26 protein-coding genes, 2 tRNA genes, 1 rRNA gene and 2 riboswitches are annotated in these 25,302 nt (G+C 56.0%); of the genes, 7 read left to right on the forward strand and 22 right to left on the reverse strand.

The window, feature by feature from the left end; genetic code table 11:
- Positions 1-172: 172 nt before the first annotated feature.
- From CBW65_RS21290 to moaA, 3 genes are read right to left on the reverse strand one after another with little or no spacing between them, the layout of a single operon-like run.
- On the reverse strand, positions 173-664 hold the full coding sequence (locus CBW65_RS21290) for a MogA/MoaB family molybdenum cofactor biosynthesis protein (RefSeq protein WP_087458570.1): 492 nt from the start codon (positions 662-664) through the stop codon (positions 173-175).
- A complete protein-coding gene (moaC, locus tag CBW65_RS21295) occupies positions 661-1,149 on the reverse strand; it encodes a cyclic pyranopterin monophosphate synthase MoaC (RefSeq protein WP_087458571.1) in 489 nt (162 codons plus the stop codon). The genes CBW65_RS21290 and moaC overlap by 4 nt, the downstream gene beginning before the upstream one ends.
- Positions 1,150-1,164: 15 nt before the next feature.
- The gene (gene moaA, locus CBW65_RS21300; RefSeq protein WP_232463390.1) at positions 1,165-2,163 is read right to left on the reverse strand and encodes a GTP 3',8-cyclase MoaA; all 999 of its coding nucleotides are present in this window, start codon (positions 2,161-2,163) and stop codon (positions 1,165-1,167) included.
- Positions 2,164-2,247: 84 nt separating this feature from the next.
- Between moaA and CBW65_RS25200 the strand changes: the two genes are divergently transcribed.
- The 3 genes from CBW65_RS25200 to CBW65_RS21315 all read left to right on the forward strand — a co-directional run bounded on the left by CBW65_RS25200 (position 2,248) and on the right by CBW65_RS21315 (position 4,624).
- Positions 2,248-2,952: a molybdenum cofactor biosynthesis protein gene (locus tag CBW65_RS25200; RefSeq protein ID WP_087459330.1), complete on the forward strand. Its 705-nt coding sequence runs from the start codon at positions 2,248-2,250 to the stop codon at positions 2,950-2,952.
- Positions 2,953-2,955: 3 nt separating this feature from the next.
- Positions 2,956-3,984 carry a ThiF family adenylyltransferase gene (locus tag CBW65_RS21310; protein ID WP_087458573.1) on the forward strand — a complete coding sequence of 343 codons (1,029 nt, stop codon included), beginning with the start codon at positions 2,956-2,958 and terminating at the stop codon, positions 3,982-3,984.
- 268 nt (positions 3,985-4,252) lie between these two features.
- Positions 4,253-4,624 (forward strand): hypothetical protein, encoded by a 372-nt coding sequence (locus tag CBW65_RS21315; RefSeq protein ID WP_087458574.1) that lies wholly within the window; start codon positions 4,253-4,255, stop codon positions 4,622-4,624.
- A 58-nt stretch (positions 4,625-4,682) separates the two neighbouring features.
- On the opposite strand, the gene rrf is transcribed toward CBW65_RS21315, so the two are convergent.
- From rrf to CBW65_RS21335, 4 genes are all read right to left on the reverse strand, one after another.
- Positions 4,683-4,799: ribosomal RNA gene (gene rrf, locus CBW65_RS21320) — 5S ribosomal RNA — on the reverse strand.
- Between the two features lie 2 nt (positions 4,800-4,801).
- Positions 4,802-4,888: transfer RNA gene (locus tag CBW65_RS21325), tRNA-Leu, on the reverse strand.
- A gap of 17 nt (positions 4,889-4,905) precedes the next feature.
- Positions 4,906-4,981 (reverse strand) — tRNA-Thr (locus CBW65_RS21330).
- 95 nt (positions 4,982-5,076) lie between these two features.
- On the reverse strand, positions 5,077-5,994 hold the full coding sequence (locus CBW65_RS21335; RefSeq protein WP_087458575.1) for a DMT family transporter: 918 nt from the start codon (positions 5,992-5,994) through the stop codon (positions 5,077-5,079).
- Between the two features lie 132 nt (positions 5,995-6,126).
- On the opposite strand from CBW65_RS21335, the gene CBW65_RS21340 reads away from it, so the two are divergent.
- Positions 6,127-6,855 carry a YqjF family protein gene (locus CBW65_RS21340; protein WP_232463391.1) on the forward strand — a complete coding sequence of 243 codons (729 nt, stop codon included), beginning with the start codon at positions 6,127-6,129 and terminating at the stop codon, positions 6,853-6,855.
- 54 nt (positions 6,856-6,909) lie between these two features.
- Here the strand turns inward: CBW65_RS21340 and CBW65_RS21345 are convergent, their stop codons facing one another.
- The 8 genes from CBW65_RS21345 to aroQ form a co-directional block, all read right to left on the reverse strand.
- On the reverse strand, positions 6,910-8,340 hold the full coding sequence (locus tag CBW65_RS21345; RefSeq protein ID WP_232463392.1) for a phospholipase C: 1,431 nt from the start codon (positions 8,338-8,340) through the stop codon (positions 6,910-6,912).
- A 52-nt stretch (positions 8,341-8,392) separates the two neighbouring features.
- On the reverse strand, positions 8,393-9,109 hold the full coding sequence (locus CBW65_RS21350) for a polysaccharide deacetylase family protein (RefSeq protein WP_157722113.1): 717 nt from the start codon (positions 9,107-9,109) through the stop codon (positions 8,393-8,395).
- Positions 9,110-9,166: 57 nt separating this feature from the next.
- Positions 9,167-10,393 carry an MFS transporter gene (locus CBW65_RS21355; protein WP_087458579.1) on the reverse strand — a complete coding sequence of 409 codons (1,227 nt, stop codon included), beginning with the start codon at positions 10,391-10,393 and terminating at the stop codon, positions 9,167-9,169.
- Between the two features lie 402 nt (positions 10,394-10,795).
- Positions 10,796-11,251 (reverse strand): CD1247 N-terminal domain-containing protein, encoded by a 456-nt coding sequence (locus tag CBW65_RS21360; protein WP_087458580.1) that lies wholly within the window; start codon positions 11,249-11,251, stop codon positions 10,796-10,798.
- An 88-nt stretch (positions 11,252-11,339) separates the two neighbouring features.
- The gene (locus CBW65_RS21365; RefSeq protein ID WP_087458581.1) at positions 11,340-11,615 is read right to left on the reverse strand and encodes a YqhV family protein; all 276 of its coding nucleotides are present in this window, start codon (positions 11,613-11,615) and stop codon (positions 11,340-11,342) included.
- Positions 11,616-11,738: 123 nt separating this feature from the next.
- The gene (efp, locus tag CBW65_RS21370) at positions 11,739-12,296 is read right to left on the reverse strand and encodes an elongation factor P (protein ID WP_087458582.1); all 558 of its coding nucleotides are present in this window, start codon (positions 12,294-12,296) and stop codon (positions 11,739-11,741) included.
- 53 nt (positions 12,297-12,349) lie between these two features.
- Entirely contained in the window at positions 12,350-13,417 is a 1,068-nt protein-coding gene (locus CBW65_RS21375) for a M24 family metallopeptidase (RefSeq protein WP_087458583.1), read from the reverse strand.
- 33 nt (positions 13,418-13,450) lie between these two features.
- Complete coding sequence (aroQ, locus tag CBW65_RS21380; RefSeq protein ID WP_087458584.1) at positions 13,451-13,906, reverse strand: type II 3-dehydroquinate dehydratase; 456 nt, start codon at positions 13,904-13,906, stop codon at positions 13,451-13,453.
- A 115-nt stretch (positions 13,907-14,021) separates the two neighbouring features.
- Here aroQ and CBW65_RS21385 point away from each other — a divergent pair, with 115 nt between their 5' ends.
- Positions 14,022-14,627: a histidine phosphatase family protein gene (locus CBW65_RS21385; protein ID WP_087458585.1), complete on the forward strand. Its 606-nt coding sequence runs from the start codon at positions 14,022-14,024 to the stop codon at positions 14,625-14,627.
- Between the two features lie 32 nt (positions 14,628-14,659).
- On the opposite strand, the gene gcvPB is transcribed toward CBW65_RS21385, so the two are convergent.
- The 3 genes from gcvPB to gcvT are packed head-to-tail and all read right to left on the reverse strand — an operon-like array spanning position 14,660 to position 18,597.
- The gene (gene gcvPB, locus CBW65_RS21390) at positions 14,660-16,129 is read right to left on the reverse strand and encodes an aminomethyl-transferring glycine dehydrogenase subunit GcvPB (RefSeq protein ID WP_087458586.1); all 1,470 of its coding nucleotides are present in this window, start codon (positions 16,127-16,129) and stop codon (positions 14,660-14,662) included.
- Positions 16,129-17,481: an aminomethyl-transferring glycine dehydrogenase subunit GcvPA gene (gcvPA, locus tag CBW65_RS21395; RefSeq protein ID WP_087458587.1), complete on the reverse strand. Its 1,353-nt coding sequence runs from the start codon at positions 17,479-17,481 to the stop codon at positions 16,129-16,131. The genes gcvPB and gcvPA overlap by 1 nt, the downstream gene beginning before the upstream one ends.
- An 18-nt stretch (positions 17,482-17,499) precedes the next feature.
- Positions 17,500-18,597, reverse strand: a complete 1,098-nt coding sequence (gcvT, locus tag CBW65_RS21400) for a glycine cleavage system aminomethyltransferase GcvT (RefSeq protein WP_087458588.1) — start codon at positions 18,595-18,597, stop codon at positions 17,500-17,502.
- Positions 18,598-18,664: 67 nt separating this feature from the next.
- A riboswitch (glycine riboswitch) is annotated at positions 18,665-18,727 on the reverse strand.
- Positions 18,728-18,730: 3 nt separating this feature from the next.
- Positions 18,731-18,865, reverse strand: a riboswitch (glycine riboswitch).
- 127 nt (positions 18,866-18,992) lie between these two features.
- Between gcvT and CBW65_RS21405 the strand changes: the two genes are divergently transcribed.
- Entirely contained in the window at positions 18,993-20,675 is a 1,683-nt protein-coding gene (locus CBW65_RS21405; RefSeq protein WP_087458589.1) for a DEAD/DEAH box helicase, read from the forward strand.
- A gap of 43 nt (positions 20,676-20,718) precedes the next feature.
- Positions 20,719-21,591: a YqhG family protein gene (locus tag CBW65_RS21410; RefSeq protein WP_087458590.1), complete on the forward strand. Its 873-nt coding sequence runs from the start codon at positions 20,719-20,721 to the stop codon at positions 21,589-21,591.
- Here the strand turns inward: CBW65_RS21410 and CBW65_RS21415 are convergent.
- From CBW65_RS21415 to zapE, 4 genes are all read right to left on the reverse strand, one after another.
- Positions 21,534-22,445 carry a hypothetical protein gene (locus tag CBW65_RS21415; RefSeq protein ID WP_087458591.1) on the reverse strand — a complete coding sequence of 304 codons (912 nt, stop codon included), beginning with the start codon at positions 22,443-22,445 and terminating at the stop codon, positions 21,534-21,536. The genes CBW65_RS21410 and CBW65_RS21415 overlap by 58 nt on opposite strands.
- A gap of 149 nt (positions 22,446-22,594) precedes the next feature.
- On the reverse strand, positions 22,595-23,506 hold the full coding sequence (locus CBW65_RS21420; protein ID WP_087458592.1) for a phosphate/phosphite/phosphonate ABC transporter substrate-binding protein: 912 nt from the start codon (positions 23,504-23,506) through the stop codon (positions 22,595-22,597).
- Between the two features lie 167 nt (positions 23,507-23,673).
- Positions 23,674-24,177 carry a hypothetical protein gene (locus CBW65_RS21425; protein WP_087458593.1) on the reverse strand — a complete coding sequence of 168 codons (504 nt, stop codon included), beginning with the start codon at positions 24,175-24,177 and terminating at the stop codon, positions 23,674-23,676.
- A 94-nt stretch (positions 24,178-24,271) separates the two neighbouring features.
- Positions 24,272-25,216 (reverse strand): AFG1/ZapE family ATPase, encoded by a 945-nt coding sequence (zapE, locus tag CBW65_RS21430; protein WP_087458594.1) that lies wholly within the window; start codon positions 25,214-25,216, stop codon positions 24,272-24,274.
- Positions 25,217-25,302: the final 86 nt, after the last annotated feature.

Below are 25,302 nucleotides of genomic sequence, written 5' to 3' on the forward strand. Positions count from 1 at the left end.
ACATTCTGCACAAACAGAATGTCTGTTGTTGGGGAACTTGCACTCGTCTGCGCTAGCCATTTCGCAAACGAGCGGAGCCGTTCTTGTGGGTCTTACATATATGTAAGATGTTTTTCGAGGTGAAAAAGTTTCACCAAGAAAAAAGTTTTTTACGATCGGAACTAAATTCCGCTTACTTGTGCTCGCCCATCTTGCCCTGCAAAATCTCCAAAGCATGCGGCAATACCGGCAAGAGCACTTCCAGACACTCGCGGACGCCTTTCGGGCTGCCCGGCAAGTTGATGATCAGCGTGTTGCCGCGCGTGCCAACCACGGCGCGCGAAAGCATAGCAAACTTGGTCTTCGCAAGCGAGGCTGCCCGCATCGCTTCCGCCATGCCCGGCACTTCCCGCTCGATCACCGCCAAGGTCGCTTCCGGGGTCACATCGCGCTTGGCGAGGCCCGTTCCGCCCGTCGTGACGATAAGATCAAGATTTAACTCGTCACAGTAGGTTACCATAGAATTGCGCAAAATGTCAAATTCATCGGGCACAACCTGGTAGACGACCACCTCGCCGCCGATGTCGAGCATCATTTCGCGGATCACCTGTCCGCTCAGGTCTTCGCGTTCGCCGCGCGCCCCTTTGTCGCTGGAGGTGAGAATGCCTACTTTCCATGCACTCATCTTGCCGCCTCCTCCCGGTGAAAATCGCCGTTTTTGCCGCCCGTCTTCTCCAGCAGCGATACCTGTTGAATCGTCATCGCTTTGTCGACCGCTTTGCACATGTCATAGACGGTCAAGGCGGCGGCGGTGACGGCGGTCAACGCTTCCATCTCCACGCCGGTCACGTAGGTGGTGGCGACGGTGGCGTAGACGTTCAAGGCGTCCTCCCCCGCTTCTTCAAACGAGATGTCGACTTTGGTCAAGGGCAGCGGATGGCACATCGGGATGATCTCCGACGTCTTTTTCGCCGCCATGATCCCGGCGACCTGCGCGACGGCGAGCACGTCGCCTTTTTTCATTTTGCCTTCGCGGATCAGGGTCAAAGTCTCCCGGCGCATCTCGATGCGCGCAAAAGCGGTCGCCGTGCGCTTGGTGACCTCTTTTTGCGTGACATCGACCATCTGTGCGCGGCCCTGTTCATTAAAATGGGTGAATTTTTCTTCCACGCTCTACTCTCCCCGTTACCCGCCGATCTGCGACATGCGCCGCAGCGTCGGGTTGTGCGATTTTTCTTCGCCTTGCAAGGCCTTGGCCATCTCATGCGTCTCCGGCTTGGCATCGAGCGCGCGCAGGAACAGCTCCGTCAGCTGGCCCTCATCGCCGAGCGCCTTTTTGACGTTAAACTCATCTTCCCAGTACAGGCAGGGCTTGAGGTTGCCGTCGGCCGTCAAGCGCAGGCGGTTGCAGCTCTGACAGAAATGGTCGCTGACCGGGTGGATCAGGCCAAACGCGCCTTTGGCGCCGGGAATCTGATAGTTCTCCGCCGGACCGTTGCCTTTGATCTCCTGCGACAGCTTGACCGGCTCCCAGCCGTTGATCCGGCAGCGCTCCAGCACCGTCTCCAGAGGCAGGTAGCTCGCTTTCCAATCCTCGCCTTCATGACCGATCGGCATGTATTCGATAAAGCGCACCGTCACATTCCGTTCGATCGACAGGCGCAAAAAGTCGTCAATCTCGTCTTCGTTAAACCCTTTCATCAGCACGACGTTGAGCTTGACCGGGTCAAATCCAACCTCATACGATCTCTCCAGCGCTTCCAGCACCCGGCTGAGGTCGCCGCCGCGAGTGATCTTGGCAAAACGCTCCGGCTGCAGCGAGTCGAGCGAGATGTTGACGCGGGTGATCCCCGCTTCTTTCAGCGCCTGCGCCCGCTGCGCCAGGTAGATGCCGTTGGTGGTAAGCGCAATGTCGTCGATGCCGGGAATGGCCGACAAACGACCGACCAGCTTTTCAAGATTCGGACGCACCAGCGGTTCGCCGCCGGTGATGCGCAGTCGGCGCACGCCAAGCTTTGCCGCGACCGTCACCACCTCGGTGATCTCATCAAACGACAAGTAATGCGCAGGCTCCAAAAACGGCAGGCCTTCCTCCGGCATGCAGTAGCGGCAACGCAGATTGCAGCGGTCGGTGACCGAAATGCGCAGATAATCATGGACGCGCTGGAATTTATCGATCAGCATGGGGGATTCCCCCTTTCCTAGAAAACTCATGTCAACTATTATATCATAAGGAAGAGCCCCAAGATGAAAAAGGAGTATCCCTATATGAATTTGTCCGTACAATTATTTGCAGGCGTCGCGGAAGCCGTTGGTTCCCGCCTCTGGGCAGGCCAACTTCCGGAAGGCGCGCGCGTCGCCGATCTCTTTGCCGAACTGGCGAAACAGCATCCGCAGGCGGAGGCCGTGCTGCGCATCTCGTTTGCTTCGGTCAACCAGCAGTTTGCCGCACCGGACACCGTGCTGACCGCGACCGATGAGATTGCAATTTTGCCGCCCGTCTCCGGCGGTCAGGATCTGCCGTTTGAAATCACCGAACAGCCCCTGTCGGCCGATGCGGTGCTGGCGAAAGTGCGCAATCCGCTGTGCGGCGCGATCAACGTGTTTGTCGGCACGGTGCGCGAACTGACGCAAGGCAAGCGCACCGTGTTTTTGGAATATGAGGCGTACGCGCCGATGGCTGTCAAAATGATGGAGCAGATCGCCGCTGAGATTGAAGAAAAATGGCCGGGGACGCGCGTGGCGATGTCACACCGTATCGGGAAGCTGGAGATCGAAGACGCGGCGGTGGTGATCGCGGTCGCCACGCCGCACCGCGCCGCTTCTTATGAAGCGGGACGCTATGCGATCGAGCGGCTGAAAGAGATCGTTCCGATCTGGAAAAAGGAAATCTGGGAGGACGGCACGGAGTGGATGGGCCATCAGCAGGGGCCGTGGAATCCGCTGCGTCCGGGCACGGAGAGGACGGAATAAAAGATGGATCTGGAGCGTTATTCGAGACAGATATTATTTGCCGGAATCGGGGAAGCCGGCCAGCGCAAGTTGATCGACAGCCGCGTGGCGGTGGTCGGGATGGGGGCGCTGGGCACCGTGCTCGCCAATCATATGGTGCGGGCGGGCGTCGGATTCGTCCGGCTGATCGACCGCGATTTTGTGGAAGCGTCCAATCTGCAGCGCCAGATGCTGTATACGGAGCGTCACGCCGAAGAAGGTCTGCCCAAGGCGATTGCGGCAGCGGAGATGCTGCTCGACGTGAACTCGCAGGTGCAGATCGAGCCGGTCGTCGCCGACCTGACGTGGCAAAATGCGGAGGAGCTGCTGGCCGACGTCGATCTGGTGCTGGATGGCAGCGACAATTTTCAAGTGCGTTTTTTGGTTAACGATGTTTGTGTGAAGCACGGGATTCCCTGGGTCTACGGAGGCGGTGTGTCCGCCAATGGCATGACCATGCCGATCATCCCCGGCGAGATGCCATGCCTGCGCTGCCTGTTCGAATCGGCGCCTGCGCCGGGCACGACGGCGACCTGCGACACGGCGGGGGTGCTGGGGCCGATCATCCATATCATCGCTTCTTATCAGGCGGTGGAAGCGATGAAAATTTTAGTTGGTGCCACCGATAAAGTTCGCCGCACGATGCTGAACGTCGGGATCTGGGACTATTCCACTTCTTCGATCGACATCGCCAAAGCCAAGCGCCCGGACTGCGTGTGCTGCGGCAAGAACGAGTTTGAGTATCTGCAGCCAGTTGCCGGGGATGATGCGATTTCGCTCTGCGGGCGCAATTCGATCCAAATCTCTCCTTCCGAGCCGTGGGAGGTAGATTTAGCAGCGATGGCTTCCCGCTTGGCAAACAGCGGCAAAGTGGAGCAAAACAAATTCCTCGTGCGCTTTTATGCGACCGACGACATTCGCCTCGTCATTTTCGCCGACGGCCGCGTCCTCGTGCATGGCACCGACGATGTCAGCGTCGCGCGCAGTTTGTACGCGAAATACATAGGCATGTAAAAAAGACCCGATCCAATGGATCGGGTCTTTCACGTTGTGCAAAAACGAACATCATTTACTCGATTTGCTAATTATATTTAATCCATAAATTTTATTACTTAGTTTATCTTTATTATTTATACAAGAAAATTAGATAGAGACAGCATTTGCCAGAATCATTGGTTTAAACGCACAATACACCCATTTACAGGAAATGACGTACTCGGTGTATTTACTATATAATCCATACATAACATTCAAAACAAAAATATGTCTGGAGGAATCTTACATGAAAAAAGTTCTGCTTTCTGCACTGCTTGGCGCATCTCTGATGGCTATGCCTTTGACCGCTTCTGCTGAAGAGGCTGGTTCCTGGGACTATGTTGGTCATTCCATCTTCAAGTCCCAAAGCGTAGTTGTCTACTCCAACGGCGGCGACTTCAGAGCCTGCCTCGCTGCCGGCTACAACTGGTCCGGTTACCTGACCCTGTGGGAATACGATGCAGAAAATGCGGATGATAAGGTCAGCAACCAATACATCACCCCGGGTTCCTGTGCAGTATGGCGCGGCATCGGCGGCTTCGTTGACGGTGCTCAAGCAGAGTTCTACGTGACCAAACCGGCCGACGGTGTGAGCATCGACGTTAAGTTCTACGACTAATCTCGATTAGTTACACGACAAAAAGACCCGATCCGTAATGGATCGGGTCTTTTTCTTTGCCTAGCGACGTCCTACTCTCCCAGGACCCTGCGGTCCAAGTACCATCGGCTCTGCAGAGCTTAACTTCTGTGTTCGGGATGGGAACAGGTGTGACCTCTGCGACATTATCACTAGATATGGTGCGGTCAAGAGGACTTGAACCTCCACGGGGTTGCCCCCACAAGAACCTGAATCTTGCGCGTCTGCCAATTCCGCCATGACCGCTTATGAAGTTGAAGAAGTGGTGCCGGCGAAAGGAATCGAACCCTCGACCCACTGATTACAAGTCAGTTGCTCTACCATCTGAGCTACACCGGCACGTTTTTGTTTCAACCGCTTGTGTCTCGCGGTGACAAGAGTTATCTTATCATGCCCTTCCCCACTGCACAATCATACGCAGTCATCAAAATCCGTCAAAATTCGCCTTGAGATGCAATCTTCTTTTTCGGAAGTGACAAAATCACCACCGTAGCCACGATACATAGCCCGCCCACAATTTCAAAAAGTCCAAGCGGAACGCGCAGCCAAACCACCGAAGCGATCACCGCCACCAGCGGCTCGATACAAGCCAAGAGCGACGTTTCGGCCGGCGAGAGAAACCGCATCGAATCCAAATACAGAAAGAAAGCGATCAGCGTGCCAAACAAAATCACAAACAGCACCAGCGCGATGCTCATCCCCGTCCAGACCTGACCCGTCGTTCCCCACGGACGCTCGACCAGCAGCAAGCCCACACCGCCGATCAGCATGCCCCAGCCGACGATGACCTCCGAACCCCGGCGTTTGAGCAGCCCGGCCGGATACAGCGTGTAAAACGCCAGCGCCACCGCCGAGACCAGCCCCCAGACCACCGCATTGGCCGGCACGGACAAACCATCCCAGCGCCCGTTGGTCACCAGCAGCGCCGTTCCGAGCAGCGCCAGCAGCACCGCCGCAAATTCCAGCGCACGGGGCATCTTCCGCAGTTGCACCGCCAGATAGATCGTCACCAGCAGCGGGGCCAAATACTGCAAGAGCGTCGCCGTCGCTGCATTTCCCGTCTCGATCGCGGCAAAATACGTATACTGCACACCGAGCATCCCCAGCACGCCAAAGACGATCACTCCGAGGCGGTCCCTTGGATCTTTCCAGACGCCGACCAAGTCGGCCCGTTTCCCGCGCAGCCAAGCCACGCCAATCATCACAGCGCCGGCGATCAGCAGGCGCATCGTCACCAGATACCCGGTCGTAAATCCATAATCCGCAAACAGCTTCTGCGCGACCGTCCCGGACAGTCCCCACAAACTGGCGCCGATCAAGACCATAGCAAACCCTTTTACACGTGCGTCCATACAGATACTTCCTCCCTCAGTCTTAGAGAGAGTATACACCTCATCCAAGCGTTTGAGCAGTATCTTTAGCAAATTCTGCCCATCAAGGAATTTTCGACTATACTGAATGTATCCAAGTTGGGAGGAATGCTGATGAACCTCACCGATCACACCGCGCACCGCCCCTATCCGCTGCCCAAAGGGCCGTGGCTGATGACGCAGACGTGGGAGAACCTGTTATTCGCGCATTGGCCCGTCAATGCGGCCGTGCTGCGCCAACTGGTGCCTGCAACGCTGGAACTCGATACGTATGACGACCAGGCGTGGATTGGCATCGTCCCGTTTCAAATGAGCAACATCCACGCCCGCGGCATCCCGCCGATCCCCGGGACGGCAGCGTTCCCCGAACTAAATGTCCGAACGTATGTCAAACATGGCGGCAAAGCTGGCGTGTACTTTTTCTCGCTCGACGCTGCCAATCGTCTGGCGGTGGCCACAGCCCGGCGATTTTTTCACCTGCCGTATTTCAACGCCGAGATGAGCGTGCAGGTGGATGAGCAGAGCCGTGTGAACTATGCCAGCAGGCGCACCCACCGCGATGCGCCGCCCGCCGTGTTTCAAGCGGACTACCGCCCCGTCTCCGCCGTCTGGCACAGCCAACCCGGCACGCTCGACCACTGGCTGACCGAACGCTACTGCTTGTACACCACCTATCAAAACACCGTCTACTGCGGCGAGATTCACCACCTCCCCTGGCCGCTTCAGCACGCCGAAGCGGAGATCCGCGCCAATACGATGTTCGAGGTGCCCGATGGAGCGCCGCTCCTTCAGTTCGCCCAAAAGCTCGTGACCCTCATCTGGCCGCTGCACAAACTGACATAACAAAAAGACCCAATCTCCCGCAGATCGGGTCTATCTGTCTCCCCAAGCAGAAATCTACCTCTCAAACCTCTTGAAAATCTCTTTCAGATCCGCCTTCTCCAGCATCCCGCCGCGCAGCATCGACAGCGCTTCGCCGATTCTCGCCGCCGTCAGTCCGGCGATGTCGAGATAGAAGTCGGTCGGCTCGGTCGACAACGGCTCGCCGGACGTCGACAGCGGCTCAGGAATCGGCGGGTCGTCCGTTCGCGGCGTCTTCCGTGTCAGCACGCCGCTGATGTCATGCGCGGCCCGGTCGCGCCCGGTGAGCGGCTCCAGTCCCCAGCGGTTGGTGATCGTCTTGATCACAGAACAATGATCGAGCGGCACCTCATTGCCGTTTTCATCCCGTGCCCGAAACACAGTGCCCGGCTCGATATACGGCGAGATCAAGAGCGTTGGCACCCGCACGCCCAAGCGGTCAAAGCGAAACCCATGCTGCCCCTGCGGCGCATGACCGTCCGGCGGTGCAGCTTTTGGCGGCGGCACATGATCCGCACAGCCGCCGTGCTCATCATAGGTGATCACGAGCAGCGTCTGCTCCCAGCCCTTGCCGTATCGCACCGCCTGATACACGTCGCGGATCAAGCGTTCCCCTTCCGCCACGCTGTACGGCGGATGCTGGTCATTGCGCCCGCCATTGTAGTTGAGAAACTGCGGCTCCAAAAACGAATAGCTCGGCAGATGCCCCTCTGCCGCATCCCGGTAAAACTGATCGAGCGTGGCAAAATTCGTCCGCCAATCTTTCAGCAGTCTAGGAAAGTGGATCAGCAAGGTCAGCGGCAACTGGTTGTGCGCGTCATAATAGACCTTCCAGTCCAAGCCCTGCTCCCCGCGCTCCGCAATCCGGTCAAAGATCGTGTCGCCGTCATTGCCCACCCAATTCACATACGGCGCGTTATCGGTCAGTCCGCTCGATGTGGCCGCATGGAAAAACGACCGGTTCGTCCACGTCTGGCTCGGCACCGCGCAAAACCACTGGTCGCAGATCGCATACTCCCGGGCCAGCGCCGACAGCACCGGCACCTGCCGCGGCGTGAAGTTGTCCATGATGATCTTGTAGGTGTCATAGCGGACCGGCCGCGACTGCTCCTTCAGCACGTTGATATAATCGCGCACAAAGCCGTTCATCGGCGCCCGTTCCGGCAATTTTTCCGCAAATGCCTGTTCCCCGTACAGCTGCACCATCACATGCTCGTACGGCTCCCCCGGATCGGGGTCGGGGTGCAGATCATGGCTCCCCCGTCCCGCCGGCACCTGTTTGCGTTCCGCGCCCGGCACACCGGCGGGGATCCCATTGGAAAAATGCTTCCCGGCCAGCCCCTCGAACCTTTGCCCTCTTGGCGGAGGGTTTTTCTTGTCGTACAGCCAGCCGGCCAGATTGTCGAACGAACGGTTCTCCAGCATCAGCACCACGATGTGTTCAATCTTCTCCAGCCCGTGTTTCACCTTGGTCTCCCCCCTCCCACTCATACTATGAGCGAGAGGGCGGGAGAGTCCGTCAGAGCTGCAAGCCTTCCTTTACCGTCACAAATCGGTACCCGTCCGCTTTCAGCTTCGTCACAACCTCTTCCACCACGTGCAAAAAGGCGGCCGGGTCGCTTCGGCGTCCATCATGCAGGATGATGATCCCGCCCGGATGCACATCGGCCATGATCTGCTCGACGATGAGATCAGGATCATAGCTTTTGGCATACTGCTCCTGCGGGTCGATGTCCCAAGTGACCAGCTTCATATCCCGCTGTTTCAGCATCCACGGCAACACGACCATCTTATCTCCGTACGGCGGGCGGAAAAACGTCCGGTCCGACTCCTCAATATTCTTCAGTATCCCGTCCATATTGCGCAGGTCGCTTTTGATGTACCACGGCGTCTTGTAAATCATCCGGTCGTGATGCACTGTGTGGTTCGCCGCCTGATGCCCTTCTGCCACCGCGCGTCTGGCGATGTCTTCGTTCTCGACGATGTTGTCCCCGATCATAAAGAACGTCGCGTTCACATCATGCACCTTGAGCAGGTCCAAGAGCGGCTCCGTCCACTCCTTCGTCGGCCCGTCATCAAACGTCAGTGCAACCACTTTTTCCTCCGTCTCAAAATGCGTCACCGGCTCCACGAACAGCGCCCGATCCGGCGGGCGGTTGTAGAACAGAAACAGAAATACATTCAGCGCAAAGATCACAACCAGCGCAATCCCGCCGTATATCAAAACTTTCTTCATGAATACTCCTCCTTCTGAACACAAAGACCCGGCCATGAATTGGCCGGGTCTTTACTTCTACGCGTTTGCTTCCCATTCCTTTAATTTCTGGTCGGACGGCAGCAGATAGGTCAGCAGACCAAGCAGCGGCAGCACCGAGCAGAACAGCATCGTGAAGTCCAGTCCCTGCAGGTCGGACAGCTTCCCGAGCGCAACCGAACCGATCGCGCCCAGCCCAAAGGCGAGGCCGACGATCAAGCCGGACACCGTGCCGATCTTGCCGGGGATCAGCTCTTGCGCATAGACCACCGTGACCGACCAGCTCGTCGACAAGATCACGCCGATCACAAACAGCAGCGGATACGCGAAGATCAGGCTGACATGCGGCAAAAGCAAAGCAAACGGCGCCGCGCCCAGCATCGAGAAGAAGATCATGCGGCGCTTCCCGAAGCGGTCGGACAGCGGTCCGCCGATAAACGTGCCGATGACACCGGCGATCATAAACAGGAAAATGAATACTTGCGCTTTCGAAATCGACAGTCCATAATGGTCGATCAGATAAAACTGATAATAATTGCCAAGCCCTGACGAATACCACGATCTTGCAAAGACCAGGAAGATGAGCAGTACGATGGCTGACGCAATCTGCTTCTTCAAAGCGCCCGATTTGCGCTCACCTTTCGACTTGCGGGCCAGCGGCTGCATCGCCAGTTGGCGGGTGTACCATGAGGAGACAAACAAACAGACCAGAATCGCCACAGCGGCCAGCGACGTGAACCAGATCGCCCCAAACTGCCCCAGCGGCACAAAGATCAGCGCGGTCATCAGCGGAGCGAGCGAAGAGCCGGTGTTGCCGCCAACCTGATAGACAGACTGCGCAAAACCTCGGCGAGCGCCTGCCGCCAGATAAGCCACTTTCGACCCTTCCGGATGAAACACCGCCGATCCTAAGCCAACAAACAGCACGGTGAACAAAATCCACAGATAGCTCGGCGCAAAGGCCAGGCCAAGCATCCCGATCATGCTAAGCGCCATCCCAAACGGCAGCAAAAACGGTTTGGGCTTTTTGTCCGACCAGAAACCCACGACCGGCTGCAGCACCGATGAGGTCATGTTAAACGCAAACGAGATCAACCCGACCTGCGTAAACGTCAGCGCCATCGACTCGCGCAAAATCGGATAGATCGCCGGAATGACCGCCTGCATCGAATCATTGAGCAGATGGACGAAGCTGATCGCAAACAGAATCCGGTACATCGTACCGTTTGGTGAAGTCTGAACGTTCGCTTTCGCAACCGTTTGCATAGACACCCCGTCCTTTCCAGACAAAATCAGTTCTTTCGATACCCGTAATAATTGTACGCGAAAACCACCTTGTCTGAAAAGATGCAACAATTATGACTTTCTTCAAGTCAAAAGGGCCTGACACGCCTATTTTTTAGCGCCCTGCACACCTGTCCGCTTCCCTCTCCGACCCTCCTGCATCTATTAGTACTAGAGAAGACACGACCAAGGAGGGACGGTACATGTCTGACTACGTCTCTACATTAACCAAATGGATCGTCGCGTTCCTCATCATCTTTCTGCTTTGCATCATACTGCTGCTCAGCTTCTTCAGAAAGAAAAACTCTCCCGCTCCCAATTTGCCCCGCTACGTATAGCAAAAACCCCTGTCCACAGCGGACAGGGGCCTTTTTTTCGAAACCATTAGTCCAGCAGCTCTCCTGCCAAATCATCTTCGCCGGAGTTGTCATTGACAAGCACCGTCTCCTGGCATTCCGGGCACAAGACTTCGATGATCTCATCGCCTTTGAACACGTCTTCATCAACAAAAACGGTCTCCCCGCAATTCGGGCAATTCATTTCCAAATACTCGATCGCGGTGTCATCGTCCAGTTCGAGGTCTTCGTCGTACTCGAAGTCATCATCTTCGAGATCTTCGCCGTAGAATTCCTCTTCCAGATCGCCCAGGTCATCGTCGACCGCTTCAATGTACTCCTCCAGTTGATCCTGCATCATCGTCAGGCGATCAAGAGAGCGAGCCATCTCATTCATGACTTCCATCATGCCGGCAAGCACACGCCCTTCCGGAGTGCTTTGCCCCACGTTCAAACCTTCTGCCAGACCTTTCAGATACGCCAAACGTTCTTTGATTTGGTTCAAGTGACTCGATCCTCCTTCGCGGCTGTTAAGCGGCGCTAAGCTATAGGAATTTCCATCCACACGCTATTCTGACCAACATTGCCACAAATTAACCGCGAACGCCCCAAAGAATCAATCCAACTCCGCCCATCACCACGAACATCCGCCAAAATTCCAGCTTGTCGGCGAGTCCGATCAGCCCAAGCGAAGTCACCAGGATCAATACGGTTGGCCCAACCAAGGCCAGTCCCGCGTTGATCTGCACCGCTTTTTGCACGCTGCCAAAATAAAACATGGCGACGGCTGCCGTCACTTCGATCATCCCGGAGAACAGTCGCAGCCCGGCCATCCCCATCAAAATGTGATCGCGTAAATAGGAAAACATCTCCTTGCCTCCTCACTTGCAAGCCTCCACTACTCGAAGATATGCAGGAAAGGGACAAGGTATCACCAAAACAAAAGGCGCGTCCCTCAAAGAGGACACGCCATCGCTTTGCTATGTGTGGTGTTACGCGCGGGATACGTATTCGCCGTTGCGGGTATCGACGATCAGCTTTTCGCCGACTTCGATGAACAGCGGAACTTGTACCACGGCACCGGTTTCCATCGTAGCGTTTTTGGAGCCGCCTTGTGCGGTGTCGCCTTTGATGCCCGGTTCGGTTTCTGCTACGGTCAGGACAACGGTGTTCGGCAGTTCTACGCCGATCGCCTGGTCTTCGTAGATCATCACTTGGCATTCCATGTTCTCGAGCAGGTACTTCACTTCGTCTTCCAGCATGGTCGCCGGAACACCCAGTTGCTCGAAGGACTCGTTGTCCATGAACTGGAAGAACTCGCCGTCGTTGTACAGGTATTGCATCTTGCGGGTCTCAACGCGTGCGCGCGGAACCTTTTCACCTGCGCGGAAGGTCATCTCACGGACAGCGCCGGTGCGGATGTTCTTCAGCTTGGTGCGGACGAAAGCAGCGCCTTTGCCCGGTTTGACGTGCATAAATTCGACGACGCGCCAAAGACCGCCATCATACTCAATCGTTACGCCTGGACGAAAATCGTTCGAAGAAATCATGAAAATTGCCTCCTGTATGGTTACAAATGTTTCTTTGTTTACTGCCTGAGTGGTCAGCCGATGATCAGGAACTCTTTGGTCGACGAAGTGAGGATCTCGATGCCGTTTTCCTGCATCACGATGTCATCCTCAATGCGTACGCCGCCGAAGTTCGGGATGTAGATGCCCGGCTCGATCGTCACGGTCATGCCCGGTTGCAGCACCGTTTCGCCGCGGACGGACAGAGACGGCATTTCATGCACCACCGTGCCCAGACCATGGCCGAGCGAGTGGCCGAAGTTGTCGCCGTAGCCGTGCTCTGCGATGATATCGCGAGCCAGTGCGTCCGCTTCTTTGCCGGTCATGCCGACTTTGATGTTCTCCAGGGTATGGAGCTGGGACTTCAGCACGATGTCGTAGATCTCACGCTGCTTGTCGTTCGCGTGGCCCAAGACGACCGTGCGGGTCAGGTCGGAGCAGTACCCTTGGTAGTATGCACCAAAATCCATTTTTACAAAATCGCCCGCTTCGAGAATCTTCTCGCTGGCCACGCCATGCGGCAGCGACGAGCGTGTGCCCGATGCGACGATGATGTCAAAGGAAGAGGATTTCGCGCCTTGTTTGCGCATGAAGAACTCCAGTTCCAGCGCCACTTCGATCTCCGAGATGCCCGGACGCAGGAAGCCGAGGATGTGCGAGAACGCATCGTCTGCGATCTTGGCAGCCTTGCGCATGATCACCAATTCGCTCTCGTCTTTGTAGAGGCGAATCTCTTCGGTGATGCCTTCTTTCGGCACCAGAGTCACGCCATCCAGCTTGCCTTGCAGGGTTTCGAAGAGACCGTAGTTGACATAGTCCTTTTCGAACGCCAGTTGGGTCAGCTTCTTGCCGGAAAGTTCGCTTTGCAGCGAGCCGATCAGATCTTTCGCTTCCACCACGCGGCAGTGCGGGCATTGCTCGGTCGCTTGTTCCGTATAGCGGAAGTCGGTGATCAGGATCGCCTCATCGTGCGTGACGAGCAGGTAGCCGGTCGAGCCGGTGAAGCCGGAGATATAAAAACGGTTCTCCTTCTTGAGAATGAGCAGCGCTTCCAAACCCTCTGCAGTCATCCGTTCACGCAAACGTGTCAGACGTTGTTCCACAGAAATCTCCCCCTTTTCGTTTCACTTCGTTGTCTACTCCGATAACAGCCCTCTTTTGGCAAAGTCTTCGAGCAGCGCATGGAAAGCAAGTGTGTAGCCAAGCGCGCCTAAGCCGCTGATCTGTCCCATGGCGACAGGAGCGATCATCGAGCGATGACGGAACTCCTCGCGGGCATGGATGTTGGACAGATGCACTTCGATCGTCGGGATCTGGATCGCCGACAGACAGTCGCGGATGGCGATGCTGGTATGGGTGTAGGCGGCCGGGTTGAAGATGATCCCGTCCGTGTTGCCGACAGCCGCTTGCAGACGGTCGATCAGCTCGCCTTCGTGGTTGGATTGATAGCTCTCCAGCTCCACGCCGAACCGGTCCGCCAAGAGGCTGAGATCCCGGTTGATCTGCGGCAAGGTCGTCCGCCCGTACACATCGGGTTCCCGAGTGCCGAGAAGATTGAGGTTAGGTCCGTGCAAAACTAGTATTTTCGCCAAAGGGATAACCTCCCAAAAAGTCCAAGACTCATTTTATCATGAATTTCCTTCATTGAACAGTTGACCGCCTCAAATGATATAATGGAGAAAATTGCATTGGAAGGTGTGATCGATCATGAACCAGCCTGTACAGTTTACGTTGGTGCGCCACGGAGAGACGATTTGGAACCGCGAGATGCGGCTGCAAGGCTCCAAGGACATCCCCCTGTCGGAAGCGGGTCTGGACCAGGCGGAGCGGGTCGCCGCGCGCCTTTCCGGTGAAACGTTCCATGTCCTCTACTCCAGCCGCTTGCAGCGCGCCCACAAGACGGGTGAAAGAATCGCCGCGGTGTCCGGTGTCCCGCATCATGTGCACGAAGACCTGCGCGAGCGCCACTACGGCGAAGTCGAAGGGTTCACCCGCGAGCAGATCCTCGACCGCTATCCGGACTTCTGGACACCCGGGCAGACGTATGAAGTGGCCGGCGTCGAGTCGTTCGAGGAGTTGAGCGCCCGCGCCTTTAACGCCGTCAGTCACATCGCCGACCAGCATCCCGGCGAGCACGTCGTCCTCGTCTCCCACGGCGGCACGATCAACGCCTTCCTCCATGCCATCTCCGGCGGCCAATACGGCTCCGGCGTCAACAAGCTCGGCAACACCAGCGTCACCCGCGTGATCCGCGAAGCGGACGGCACATGGAAGATCATCGATGTCGGCTGCACCGCGCATCTTGAATCATAAAAAAGGAGTGCCCTCGGGCACTCCTTTTTCGTTTAGCCTTCGTAGCTGAAACGGAGCACCGGGTTGCGGGCTGCGGTCGTTTCGTCGAGGCGGTTGACTTTGGTGTTGTACGGAGCGTTTTTGATCAGGTCGGCATTCTCTTCCGCTTCTTTGGCGATCTTGATCATCAGGTCGCAGAAGCCGTCCAGCGTTTGCAGGTTCTCCGTCTCGGTCGGCTCGATCATGATCGCTTCTTCCACGTTCAGCGGGAAGTAGATCGTCGGCGGATGTACCCCGAAGTCGAGCAGGCGCTTCGCCACGTCGAGCGTCTTGACGCCGAATTCTTTTTTCAGACGGCGGCCGGACAGGACGAACTCATGCTTGCAGATGCGGTCATACGGCAGCTCGAAGTGCGGCTGCAGGCGGCGCATCATGTAGTTGGCGTTGAGCACAGCATCTTCGGTGACGCGCTTCAGGCCGTCCGGACCCATCGTGCGGATGTAGGAGTACGCGCGCACGTTGATGCCGAAGTTGCCCCAGAAGCCTTTGACTTTGCCGATCGACTGCGGACGATCCCAGTTCAGCACGTAGGAGCCGTCCCCTGCCTGTTCCACGCGCGGTTTCGGCAGGAACGGGATCAGCTCTTTCTTCACGCCGACCGGACCGGAACCCGGACCGCCGCCGCCGTGCGGGGTGGTGAACGTCTTGTGCAAGTTCAAGTGCACCACGTCAAAGCCCATGTCGCCCGGACGCGCATAGCCGAGAATCGCGTTCGCGTTTGCGCCGTCGTAGTAGAGCATGCCGCCAGCAGCATGGACGATCTCGGAGATCTCGATGATCTGGTCTTCGAACAGGCCGAGGGTGGACGGGTTGGTCAGCATCAGAGCTGCCGTGTCTTCGTTGACGACTGCGCGGAGCGCGTCGAGGTCAACGCCGCCCTGCTCGTTCGACTTGACGGTGACGGTGCGGTAGCCGGCAACGGTCGCCGACGCCGGGTTGGTGCCGTGCGCGGAGTCCGGAACGATGACGGTGGTGCGCTTTTCACCGCGCGCTTCATGGTAGGCGCGGATCATCATCAGGCCGGTCCATTCGCCGTGCGCGCCTGCTGCCGGCTGCAAGGACACTTCGTCCATGCCGGTGATTTCAGCCAGCTCGGTCTGCAGCTTGAACATCAGTTCGAGCGCGCCTTGCACCTGCTCTTGCGGCTGCAGCGGGTGGATCTGCGCAAAGCCCGGGATGGCAGCAGCCTTCTCGTTGCGCTTCGGGTTGTATTTCATCGTGCAGGAGCCGAGCGGATAGAAGCCGTCGTCCACACCGTGGTTGCGCTTGGACAGTTCGGTGAAGTGGCGCACGAGGTCGAGCTCGGCCATTTCCGGCAGCGCCGCCGGGGTGCTGCGGATGTATGCTTGCGGGATCAGGTTCTCGATCGGCTCTTCCGGCACGTCGAGCTCCGGCAGGCTGTACGAGATGCGGCCCGGTTCGCTCAATTCAAAAATCAATGCTTTATCTTTCTCTTGACGCATTACAGGATCGCCTCCAGTCTTTCAGCCAACAGGTCAATATCTTGTTTCGTGCGCAGTTCGGTCACGGCGATCAGCATCGCGCCTTTGTATTCCGGATAGGTTGTGCCGATGTCATAGCCGCCGATGATCTTGCTTTCGAGCAGCTTCTTGTTGACTTCAGCCACGTCGCCTTCGACCTGGATCGCAAACTCGTTGAAGAACGGCGCGTTATCAAACAGAGCTTTTACTTTCGGGATCGCGGTCAGGCGCTTAAACGCATAGTGCGCTTTTTGCAGGTTGAGACGCGCGACTTCCTGGAAGCCCTGTTTGCCCATGTAGGAAGCGTAGACGGTTGCAGCCAATGCGTTCAGCGCCTGGTTGGAGCAGATGTTGGAGGACGCTTTTTCGCGGCGGATGTGCTGCTCGCGCGCTTGCAGGGTCAAAACGAAGGCGCGGCGGCCGTCCAAGTCGGTCGTTTGGCCAACGACGCGGCCCGGGATGCGGCGCACTTGATCTTTTTTAACAGCCAGCATGCCGAGGTACGGACCGCCGTAGGAGATGCGGTTGCCCATCGACTGGCCTTCGCCGACGACGATGTCAGCGTCAAACTTGCCCGGCGCTTCCAGCACGCCCATGGCGATCGGGTTGACGGAGACGACGAACAGAGCTTTTTTGCTGTGCGCCAGATCGCTGATCTTTTGCAGTTCTTCGATGCCGCCGAAGAAGTTCGGGTATTGCACGAAGACGCCGGCTACGGTGTCGTCGAGCTTGGCTTCGAGTTCATTCAGGTCGAGCAAGCCGTTTGCGAGGCCCACTTCCACCACTTCGATGTTTTGGCCGTATGCGTAGGTCTTCAGCACTTCACGGTACTCCGGGTTGACGGAGCGCGCAACGATGACTTTGCTGCGGCGGGTCGCGGAGCAAGCGATAAACGCCGCTTCGCCAAACGCGGTCGGGCCGTCATACATCGACGCGTTCGAGACGTCCATGCCGGTCAGTTCGCAGACGATGGTCTGGTATTCGAAGATCGCCTGCAAGGTGCCTTGGGAGATCTCCGGCTGGTACGGGGTGTAGGCGGTGAAGAACTCGGAACGGCCGATGATCGCTTCGACGACAGCCGGGATGTGGTGCTGGTAAGCGCCTGCGCCGAGGAAGTTGATGTTGTCCTCGAGGTTGGCGTTTTTCGAAGCGAGTTCGTTAAAGTAACGATACAGTTCCACTTCGGACAGTTCTTTCGGAATGTTCAGGTCGCGGCCAAGGCGTGCGCGCTCCGGGATGTCTTGGAAGAGGTCTTCCACTTTTTCGACGCCCAGGAAGTCGAGCATTTTTTTGCGGTCCGCTTCCGTGTTCGGAATATAGCTGAATTTGTTCACTCAGGTTGGCCTCCCTTATTACTTCTGACGCTTGTAAAACGGCGTTTTGATGATGACACCTTTGACAGCCTTGTTGCGGATGATCACGTCGAGCTCCTGGCCGATCGTTGCGTACTCGACGTCGATCAGCGCGAGACCGATGTTTTTCTTGACGGTCGGGCCCATCGTGCCGGTGGTGACTTCACCGATCTTCTTGCCGTCCACCTGCACTTCATAGTGGGTGCGCGGGATGCCGCGCTCGATCATTTCGAAGCCGACGAGCTTGCGTTTCACGCCTTCTTCTTTTTGCTTCGCCAGCGCGTCGCGGCCGATGAAGTCAGGTTTGTCCAGTTTGACGAAGAAGCCGAGGCCCGATTCGAGCGGCGAGATGTCTTGGGTGATCTCCTGGCCGTAGAGCGGCAGGCGCGCTTCAAAGCGCAGCGTATCGCGGGCGCCGAGACCGATCGGCAGCACACCGTCTGCTTTGCCGGTCGCGAGGATCGAATCCCACAGCTTGGCGACATCGGATGCCGCGCAGTACAGTTCAAAGCCGTCTTCGCCGGTGTAGCCGGTGCGGGAGACGAGGCATTTGACGCCTGCTACGTCGACGTTTTCGAGGAACCAGTAGTATTTGATCTGCGAAAGGTCGGTCTCAGTCATCTTTTGCAGCACTTGCTCCGCCAGCGGGCCTTGCAGAGCGAGCTGTGCGGTTTCTTCGGAAGCGTTGCGGATCGACACGTCGCCAAATGCGTGCTCTTGCACCCACGCGAAGTCTTTTTCGATGTTTGACGCGTTCACGACGATCAGGTAGTTGTTGTCGCCTTTTTTGTAGACGAGCAGGTCGTCGACCACGCCGCCGTTTTCGTAGCACATCGGGGAGTACAGCGCTTGGCCGTCGGCCAGCTTGGAAGCGTCGTTGGTGATCCACTTTTGGATGTTCGCCAATGCGTCGCTGCCGCTCACTTCAAGTTCGCCCATGTGAGAGACGTCGAACAGGCCGGCGCGGGTGCGCACCGCTTCATGTTCTTCGAGGATGCCGGAGTACTGCACCGGCAGCGCCCAGCCGCCGAAATCGATGATCTTGCCGTTATAGTTCGGGTACACTTCGAACAAAGGTGTTTTCTTCAAATGGTCCATCTAAATACCTCCTTGGGCATGTATGAGATCAAAAAAGGAGACACGTATGCCTGTTAGGCCCGGTCTCCTCTGTACACTTTACCTGAGAGTTTTACACCTTGGGTGGCCGAATGGTCGGCTCTCTCCAGAGTTGCGTCCCGCGGCGGTACTTTTTGCCTGAGAGATTCGCATACATCCTTGGGCGGGACGCTGCTTGCTCCTTCGGCGTCACAGGAGGCTCGTTTTTCGGTCAAAAAACGAACATTGTGCTCTCTCCCACCGACGATCATTCGCAATTATTGATTGGTTACGCATCCATCATATCACAATCTCACCCATTTGGAACCGTCCCTCGAAAAATTTTCCCCTTTTGTGGTCATACTATCCATACAAGTTGTCGACGGAGGTGGAATCAGTTGGAAAAGACTCGCTTCGTGCCCGATTTGGACTGGCAAGAAGGTGTGGCCGACCTGCTGTTTGAGCGCGAGAAGAACAACGAGTGGGATTCGTGGGAGCTGTTCCGGCTGGCTCTGGAAGCGGAAAAGACGCGTGTGGTGCCCAATTTTGACCAGTTGATCTGCATGCAGCAGTTGCCGGAGATCACGCCGTTCCCCCATCAGATTGAGACGGCGAAGAAGGTGCTTAATGAGCTGCATGGGAGAGCGATCTTGGCCGATGAGGTTGGGCTTGGCAAGACGATCGAGGCCGGGTTGATTTTGAAGGAGTATTTGATCAGGGGTCTGGTGAAGAAGGTGTTGATTCTCGTGCCTTCTTCTTTGGTGATTCAATGGGTGCGGGAGTTGAGCTCGAAGTTTAAGATTCAGGCTTGGGCGCAGAAAAATACGTACAGTTGGACCGATTATGACATCGTGGTCTCCTCGATCGACACGGCCAAGCGGGATGTGCACCGGGAGATCGTGCTGGCCCAGGACTGGGACTTGGTGATCGTCGACGAGGCACACAAGCTGAAGAACCGCAAGTCGAAGAACTGGGAGCTGATCAACACGCTGCGCAAGAAGTACTTGCTGCTGCTGACGGCAACTCCGGTGCAGAATGATATGAAGGAATTGTATAACTTGATCACCTTATTGAAACCGGGTCAATTAGGCTCATCGACGGAGTACTCCAGCACGTTTATGGAGAATAAACGGTTGCCGAAAAATCGCGGTGAGTTAAAAGAAGCGCTGTCCGAAGTGATGATTCGCAATAAACGCTCCGAAGGCGGCGTGCAATTTACGAAGCGCATCGTCGAATCGATCATGCTGGAGCTGTCCGATGATGAGCGGGAGTTATATGACAGCGTCAGTGAGTTTATCAAGGATCAATATACGGCGATTCGCGAGGAAGGAAAAGGCAATGTGCTGCAGTTGATCAACCTGCAACGGCAGATCTGCTCTTCCCCTTATGCGGCTCTGGTGTCGTTGAAAGGCATGAAAGAAAGCGAGAAAACGCCGCATGAAATTCGCGACCGCGTCAATCATCTGTACTCGCTGGCTGAAAACATTCCAGCTTATACGAAAGTGAATAAGTGTATTGAATTGTTGAAGCAGATCGATGACAAGGTGATTATTTTTACCGAGTATCGGGCGACACAGGATTTTATTTTGTATATGCTCCAGCAAAATGGCATCAAGGCGGTCATGTTTCGGGGCGGTTTTAAGAAAAGCAAGAAAGACTGGATGACCGAACTGTTTAAAAATCGCTTTCAGGTGCTGGTGGCAACGGAAGCCGGCGGCGAAGGGATCAACTTGCAGTTCTGTAACCATGTGATCAATTTCGACTTGCCCTGGAACCCGATGCGCGTGGAACAAAGGATCGGCCGCGTTCACCGCTTGGGTCAGACAAAAGACGTCAATGTTTACAATTTGTCGACGCGGGGAACGATCGAGGAACATATTGTCGGATTGCTGAATGAAAAGATCAATATGTTTGAGCTGGTGATCGGTGAGCTTGATTTGATCCTTGGCAACTTGAAGGTGGGCAGACAGTTTGATGCGGATATGATGGATCTGCTCGTCAAAGGCGCTTCGCAGGATGAACTGAAGGCGAAGTATGATGAGCTGGGGCAAAAACTGAAAGAAGCATCGATCAAAGTTTGACAGGTTTGACAGGTATCCACCGCGATTCGAAAGGAGGGGTTTTGTGGAGAACAAGCAGGAGATTCAGGATTTCTGCAGGCGGTATTTTGAGGCTGTGGGGGCTCCTATTTTGATTGATCAGGAGGACTTTTTGCAGGTGGAACTGCCGAGGGAGATCGACAAGGAGCTGACCGACCGGCCATATTATTGGATGTACGTCGAGGCGATGGGTCAGGACGTGCCAAATTCGGTGCTGTCGCTCGCGTTTGATCCGGACTTGGAGATCGAAGGTGTGGAAAGAATGGAATTTGTGACCCTGGGGAGCTTTCGGCTGAACAAGATCATCGAATCGACACAGAAACGCGGACGCATCACCCGCGCCTATCAAAAAGTCAGCGCGAAGCCGCTCGCGCCTTATTTGATGACGACGTTTAAGTTGTCGTTTATCGCCGACCGGCGGCGGGACGAGATCGTGTCCTACGGCGTTCACCTCGGGAACGGGTCGTTGGTGCGGGATTTTTATGAACGCGTGGAAACGTTGGCGTTTGGGGAATCGCCCGGCGTTGGGGCGATGGTGCAGCCGGCCGGACTGTCGCTTACAGAAGGATATCGCCGCCTGAAACAAAGCCTGATCGCAGAGATTGAAGGACTGGATCACTCGTGGGCGGAAGAAGCAGACGCTCATTTGGCGCAGGAGTTGGAACAGCTCGAGACCTATTATGAGTCGCTGGGGCTGGTCAATGCTGACGATGCGAAGACCGAAGACGACAAAGAAAAAAAGGCTGCGATGTACGCAGCCGAACGGGAATTGAGGATCGCCGAGTTGAAATGGCGCTGCGCTCCCCGCGTGCAGGTGGAACCGTTTCATTTTGGCATGCTCTATGTCGCGGAAGACGCGCTGAGGAACACGCTGACCGGGAACCGGCTGTCGATGTAGACGCTTTCCGTCTCCGGGGTGAACGGGTTGCGGACTTGCAGATAAGCCGCTTCGCCCTGCGATACCACTTTGGTCACTTGCAAGGCGATGGTCAGCTTGTCGGGGACAGCATCGTAAACAATATAAGACGGCTCGGTGAAGGTGTCCCCTGCTGCGTAGCTGCGCAGTTGGCGGACGCCTTTTTCGTTGTCATCCGGCTCCAGTTTGAGCTGGCCGAAACGGCCGGTGGCATACAAGGCATCGCTGTCCGGCGAGTTCGAAACCTCGACTTCATGTTCGACCGTTGACTGCCGGGCTGCGACAGTTGCACCTGACGCTGGAACTTTGTTTTTCAACTCGCCCCAAGGCAAGGTCTCTCCTGTTTGCAAGTTATAGAGATCCAGCGTGTCGCCATCGGTGTGGTAGTAGACCAGATGCAGCATCGGTCCGGCATAGATGTAGCCTTCGGTCAGCTCTTTGCCCTGCAAGTGCTCCGGCAAGGTTGGAACCGCGCCGCGGCTGAACTCGTAAACGTGTTGCCCGTCCGGCGAGGTGACGAGATAACCGGCAGGCTGCCCGTTTGCCTGGACACTCCACAGGAGCGCCTGTTGCCGGCCTTCCGGGTTGTGCAGGCTCCGCACCAGCTGTGCTGCGGCCCCTTGCCACTCCGTATAGGTGGAAATCGCCGAAATGCGGTGTAAAAGTGCGGTAATATCAACAGCTTGCGAGCTGGTAGAGATTGAGGTGTCTGCTTGTTGCTGCTTTCTTTCCTCCGGCTGCTGCTGTGCAGCAAGCGGCGCTTCCGCAAGCGTCGGGATCGACGTGGCGGTGAGCAGCAGGGTCAACATGGTCAGCGTGCGGAATTTTTGTCCCATCGAGGTTCATCGCTCCTTTGATGCTTCTGTCTCAATGGTAGCGTGTCCGGGGTGCAATGTATGTTAGAACCTGTCGGGCGATCACATAAATTTTCCGACAAAAAAACGACTCTCCGCAAGGAGAGTCGTTTGGTGTCGCTTGTATAAAATTACTCCGGCTTGATGCCCATAACTTCGATCGCTTTGCGAACCGGGTCGAAGTTCTTGTCATCGGAGACAACGAGGTTGTCGAAGGAGTAGATTTCTTTACCGATGGTTTTGCCTTCTTCGGTCTTCATGATCGCGAGGAAAGCGTCTTGAACTTTCTTGTTGAAAGCATCAGAGAAACCGTTGCGGATGGAAACGGTGTCGTTCGGGATGTCTTCGGAGTAAGCGAACGGAGTCAGCTTGGTCATTGCATCCGGAACTTCTTTGGTGATGACGGTACGAGCGTCTTCGAAGACGGTCGCTACATCTACGTCACCGCGAACCAGCGCCATCAGCGCTTTGTCGTGGCCGCCTGCGAGAACCGGCTTCACGTCGGTTTCCGGGTTGATGTTAGCGCCTTTGAGCATAACTGCCGGGTAGATGTAACCAGCAGCGGAAGATGCGTCAACGAAAGCAATTTTCTTGCCTTTTACGTCTTCGATCTTGTTGAGGGTGGTGTCGTCAGCACGCTTTACGAACATTGCGCGGTAGGACGGCGAACCGTTACGCTCGGTTTGCAGCAGAACTTTAACTGCTTTCTTCTGGTCGTGTGCGAATACGTAGTTGATCGGGTTCAGGAAGCCAACGTCAACTTTCTTCGCTGCCATACCTTCAACCAGACCGTTGAAGTTGGTGGTAACTTGTACTTCTACCGGAATGCCCAGCTCTTTGGAGAGCAGGTCGCCCAGCGGCTTTGCTTTTGCAGACAGGTTCTCTGCGTTTTGGGACGGAATGAAACCAACGATCAGTTTCTCCGGGTCTTTTTCGGTTTTTGCAGCTTGATCGCCGCCTTTTTCTTTCTCATCGGAACCGCAGCCAACGATGGTTGCTGCCAAAGCCAAAGTCATACCAACTGCAAAAGTCTTTTTGAACATTCGATTTTCCCCCAAATGTGTAAATAGGATCAATAAATGGGCTATTGCCACGATTAGTATAGCACAATTGGCCCAAAAAGAAATATCCGTTTTTTGTAGATTTTGTGAGGATTCATCACAATTCGACAACAAAAGGCTACCTTTGCTGGCAAATTCTTGCGTTTTCGCTAGCGCACGCGTTCTTTCACTCTTTCAAGCTCCGTTTGCAACTCTTGATTGGCCAGACGCAAATACTCCAATTGTTTGCCTTTCAGGCTGTCCAGTTCTCCCATCAAAGCGCGAAGCTGCTTAAGATCGCGCTTCTGGCGGGCGGCGTGGATCTGCTTTTTCAGCGCTTCCCCCTGTTTGTGCAAAGCATACGCCTGCTTCAGGTTGGCGTGGAAGCTCTGTAGTTTGCCGTCCACGTCCCGCTGGAACTCTTTGTCCGCTTTGCGCAAGAGTTTGCGCAGTTCGTAGCTGTTGTCCCTCATCTGGTGATTCAGGTGGCGGATGTTGTGCTCTTTTTGCTTGATCGCGCCCAACTGCCCGCGAAACTTAGTCAGCTCTGCCGTCGTCTGCTGCGTGACGTCGGGCTGCTTTTGCACAACCTCCGCAGTTGCATCGGGCGTGGCGCTCACCGTCAGCAGCGTCAAAAGAGACAGTGCCGTCATCTTGCGCAGCCACTTGTTCATTTGACCATCACCTCTTACAAGCTAGTATGAGCAGGCCGGCGTTTCCCTATGTATGCCATGCATAAAAAAAGAGAAGGACTTGGGCGTCCTTCTCTCAGGCATCTAAAAATTCAACTTGGCTCAGCCGCGCGTCTTTGCCGGTCAAGCGGCCGATGCGCGTCATTTGCACGATGCGCGAAATCATCGCATCAACCGTTTTTGTGGAATCGTAAAACGTTTTGTAGACCGCCGGCGGTTCGTAGTTGGAGGTGAACAAGGTCGGCAGTTTGTTCGAGAAGCGGTAGTTGATGATGCGGAATATCTTGTCGAGCGTAAACTCGTTGGCGCGCTCTTGGGCAAATTCGTCGATCGCCAAGACCGGCACCGTGCAGTATTTTTCCAGCACAGCTTCCATGTCCTGTCCCGATGCTGCCATGCCGCGCAGCTTGTCAAAAATCGTGTCGGCGCGGACGAAGATATTCGGCACCTGGCGATCGTCGAGCATGTTGCAGATCGCCAGCATCAGGTGTGTTTTGCCAACGCCGGGCGATCCGAAGATGTACAGCCCTTTAAAGGCGGCTGCCGTCTCAATCGGGTTGCGGCGGTGGTCGTAGCCGCTGGCAAATTCCATCGCCGCCGCATAGAGCTCCGGATGCTTGCGCGCCTGCTCCTGCGGGTAGTTGTCAAAGCGGTATTCCTTGTCGGCCAGCGTCTTCTCCGAGAACTCGCGCAACGAGGAGGTCTCCCGCATTTCGATATGTTTTAAATAGGGATTGCAAGGGCCGCTGCGAACGGTCAACTGGTCGTTGTACAGGTCGAGGTAGTCATAGAGGCCTTGGGCGTCGCCTTCTTTGCCGCATTTGTCGTAGCCTTGGCAGTTGCCGCAGATGCGCTCCTGCTTGATCAGGTCGAGCAGGAGGATCGCGCCGCGCTTGACCGTCTGATCATCGACGCCAAGCGAGCGCAGGTGCGGCAGACGCTCGCGGAAATAGTCGGGCGAATAGTCGAACTGCCCTTTCAGGCGCGCCGCCATGCCCAGTGCCGAACCGATGTGCTCCATTGCATACCCTCCCTTCTGTCGTTTCGTGCATGATTCATATACGTACTAGAGTACCACGCCGCCAAGGTTGTCCTCAAGACACGAAA

The organism is Tumebacillus avium (assembly GCF_002162355.1).
In the GTDB taxonomy this organism is placed as follows: domain Bacteria; phylum Bacillota; class Bacilli; order Tumebacillales; family Tumebacillaceae; genus Tumebacillus_A; species Tumebacillus_A avium.

Coding starts and splice junctions, on each gene's coding strand:
- CBW65_RS21365 (WP_087458581.1), bottom strand. CDS start 11,615: ATGTTTTCCTATTTACGCGATCACATTTTGATGGGGATGGCCGGGCTG.
- efp (WP_087458582.1), bottom strand. CDS start 12,296: ATGATTTCTTCGAACGATTTTCGTCCAGGCGTAACGATTGAGTATGAT.
- CBW65_RS21355 (WP_087458579.1), bottom strand. CDS start 10,393: ATGCAAACGGTTGCGAAAGCGAACGTTCAGACTTCACCAAACGGTACG.
- gcvPB (WP_087458586.1), bottom strand. CDS start 16,129: ATGCGTCAAGAGAAAGATAAAGCATTGATTTTTGAATTGAGCGAACCG.
- CBW65_RS21310 (WP_087458573.1), top strand. CDS start 2,956: ATGGATCTGGAGCGTTATTCGAGACAGATATTATTTGCCGGAATCGGG.
- CBW65_RS25200 (WP_087459330.1), top strand. CDS start 2,248: ATGAATTTGTCCGTACAATTATTTGCAGGCGTCGCGGAAGCCGTTGGT.
- zapE (WP_087458594.1), bottom strand. CDS start 25,216: ATGGAGCACATCGGTTCGGCACTGGGCATGGCGGCGCGCCTGAAAGGG.
- CBW65_RS21420 (WP_087458592.1), bottom strand. CDS start 23,506: ATGTTCAAAAAGACTTTTGCAGTTGGTATGACTTTGGCTTTGGCAGCA.
- gcvT (WP_087458588.1), bottom strand. CDS start 18,597: ATGGACCATTTGAAGAAAACACCTTTGTTCGAAGTGTACCCGAACTAT.
- CBW65_RS21315 (WP_087458574.1), top strand. CDS start 4,253: ATGAAAAAAGTTCTGCTTTCTGCACTGCTTGGCGCATCTCTGATGGCT.
- CBW65_RS21335 (WP_087458575.1), bottom strand. CDS start 5,994: ATGGACGCACGTGTAAAAGGGTTTGCTATGGTCTTGATCGGCGCCAGT.
- CBW65_RS21350 (WP_157722113.1), bottom strand. CDS start 9,109: ATGAAGAAAGTTTTGATATACGGCGGGATTGCGCTGGTTGTGATCTTT.
- CBW65_RS21415 (WP_087458591.1), bottom strand. CDS start 22,445: ATGGGACAAAAATTCCGCACGCTGACCATGTTGACCCTGCTGCTCACC.
- CBW65_RS21290 (WP_087458570.1), bottom strand. CDS start 664: ATGAGTGCATGGAAAGTAGGCATTCTCACCTCCAGCGACAAAGGGGCG.
- CBW65_RS21425 (WP_087458593.1), bottom strand. CDS start 24,177: ATGAACAAGTGGCTGCGCAAGATGACGGCACTGTCTCTTTTGACGCTG.
- moaA (WP_232463390.1), bottom strand. CDS start 2,163: ATGCTGATCGATAAATTCCAGCGCGTCCATGATTATCTGCGCATTTCG.
- CBW65_RS21340 (WP_232463391.1), top strand. CDS start 6,127: ATGAACCTCACCGATCACACCGCGCACCGCCCCTATCCGCTGCCCAAA.
- CBW65_RS21385 (WP_087458585.1), top strand. CDS start 14,022: ATGAACCAGCCTGTACAGTTTACGTTGGTGCGCCACGGAGAGACGATT.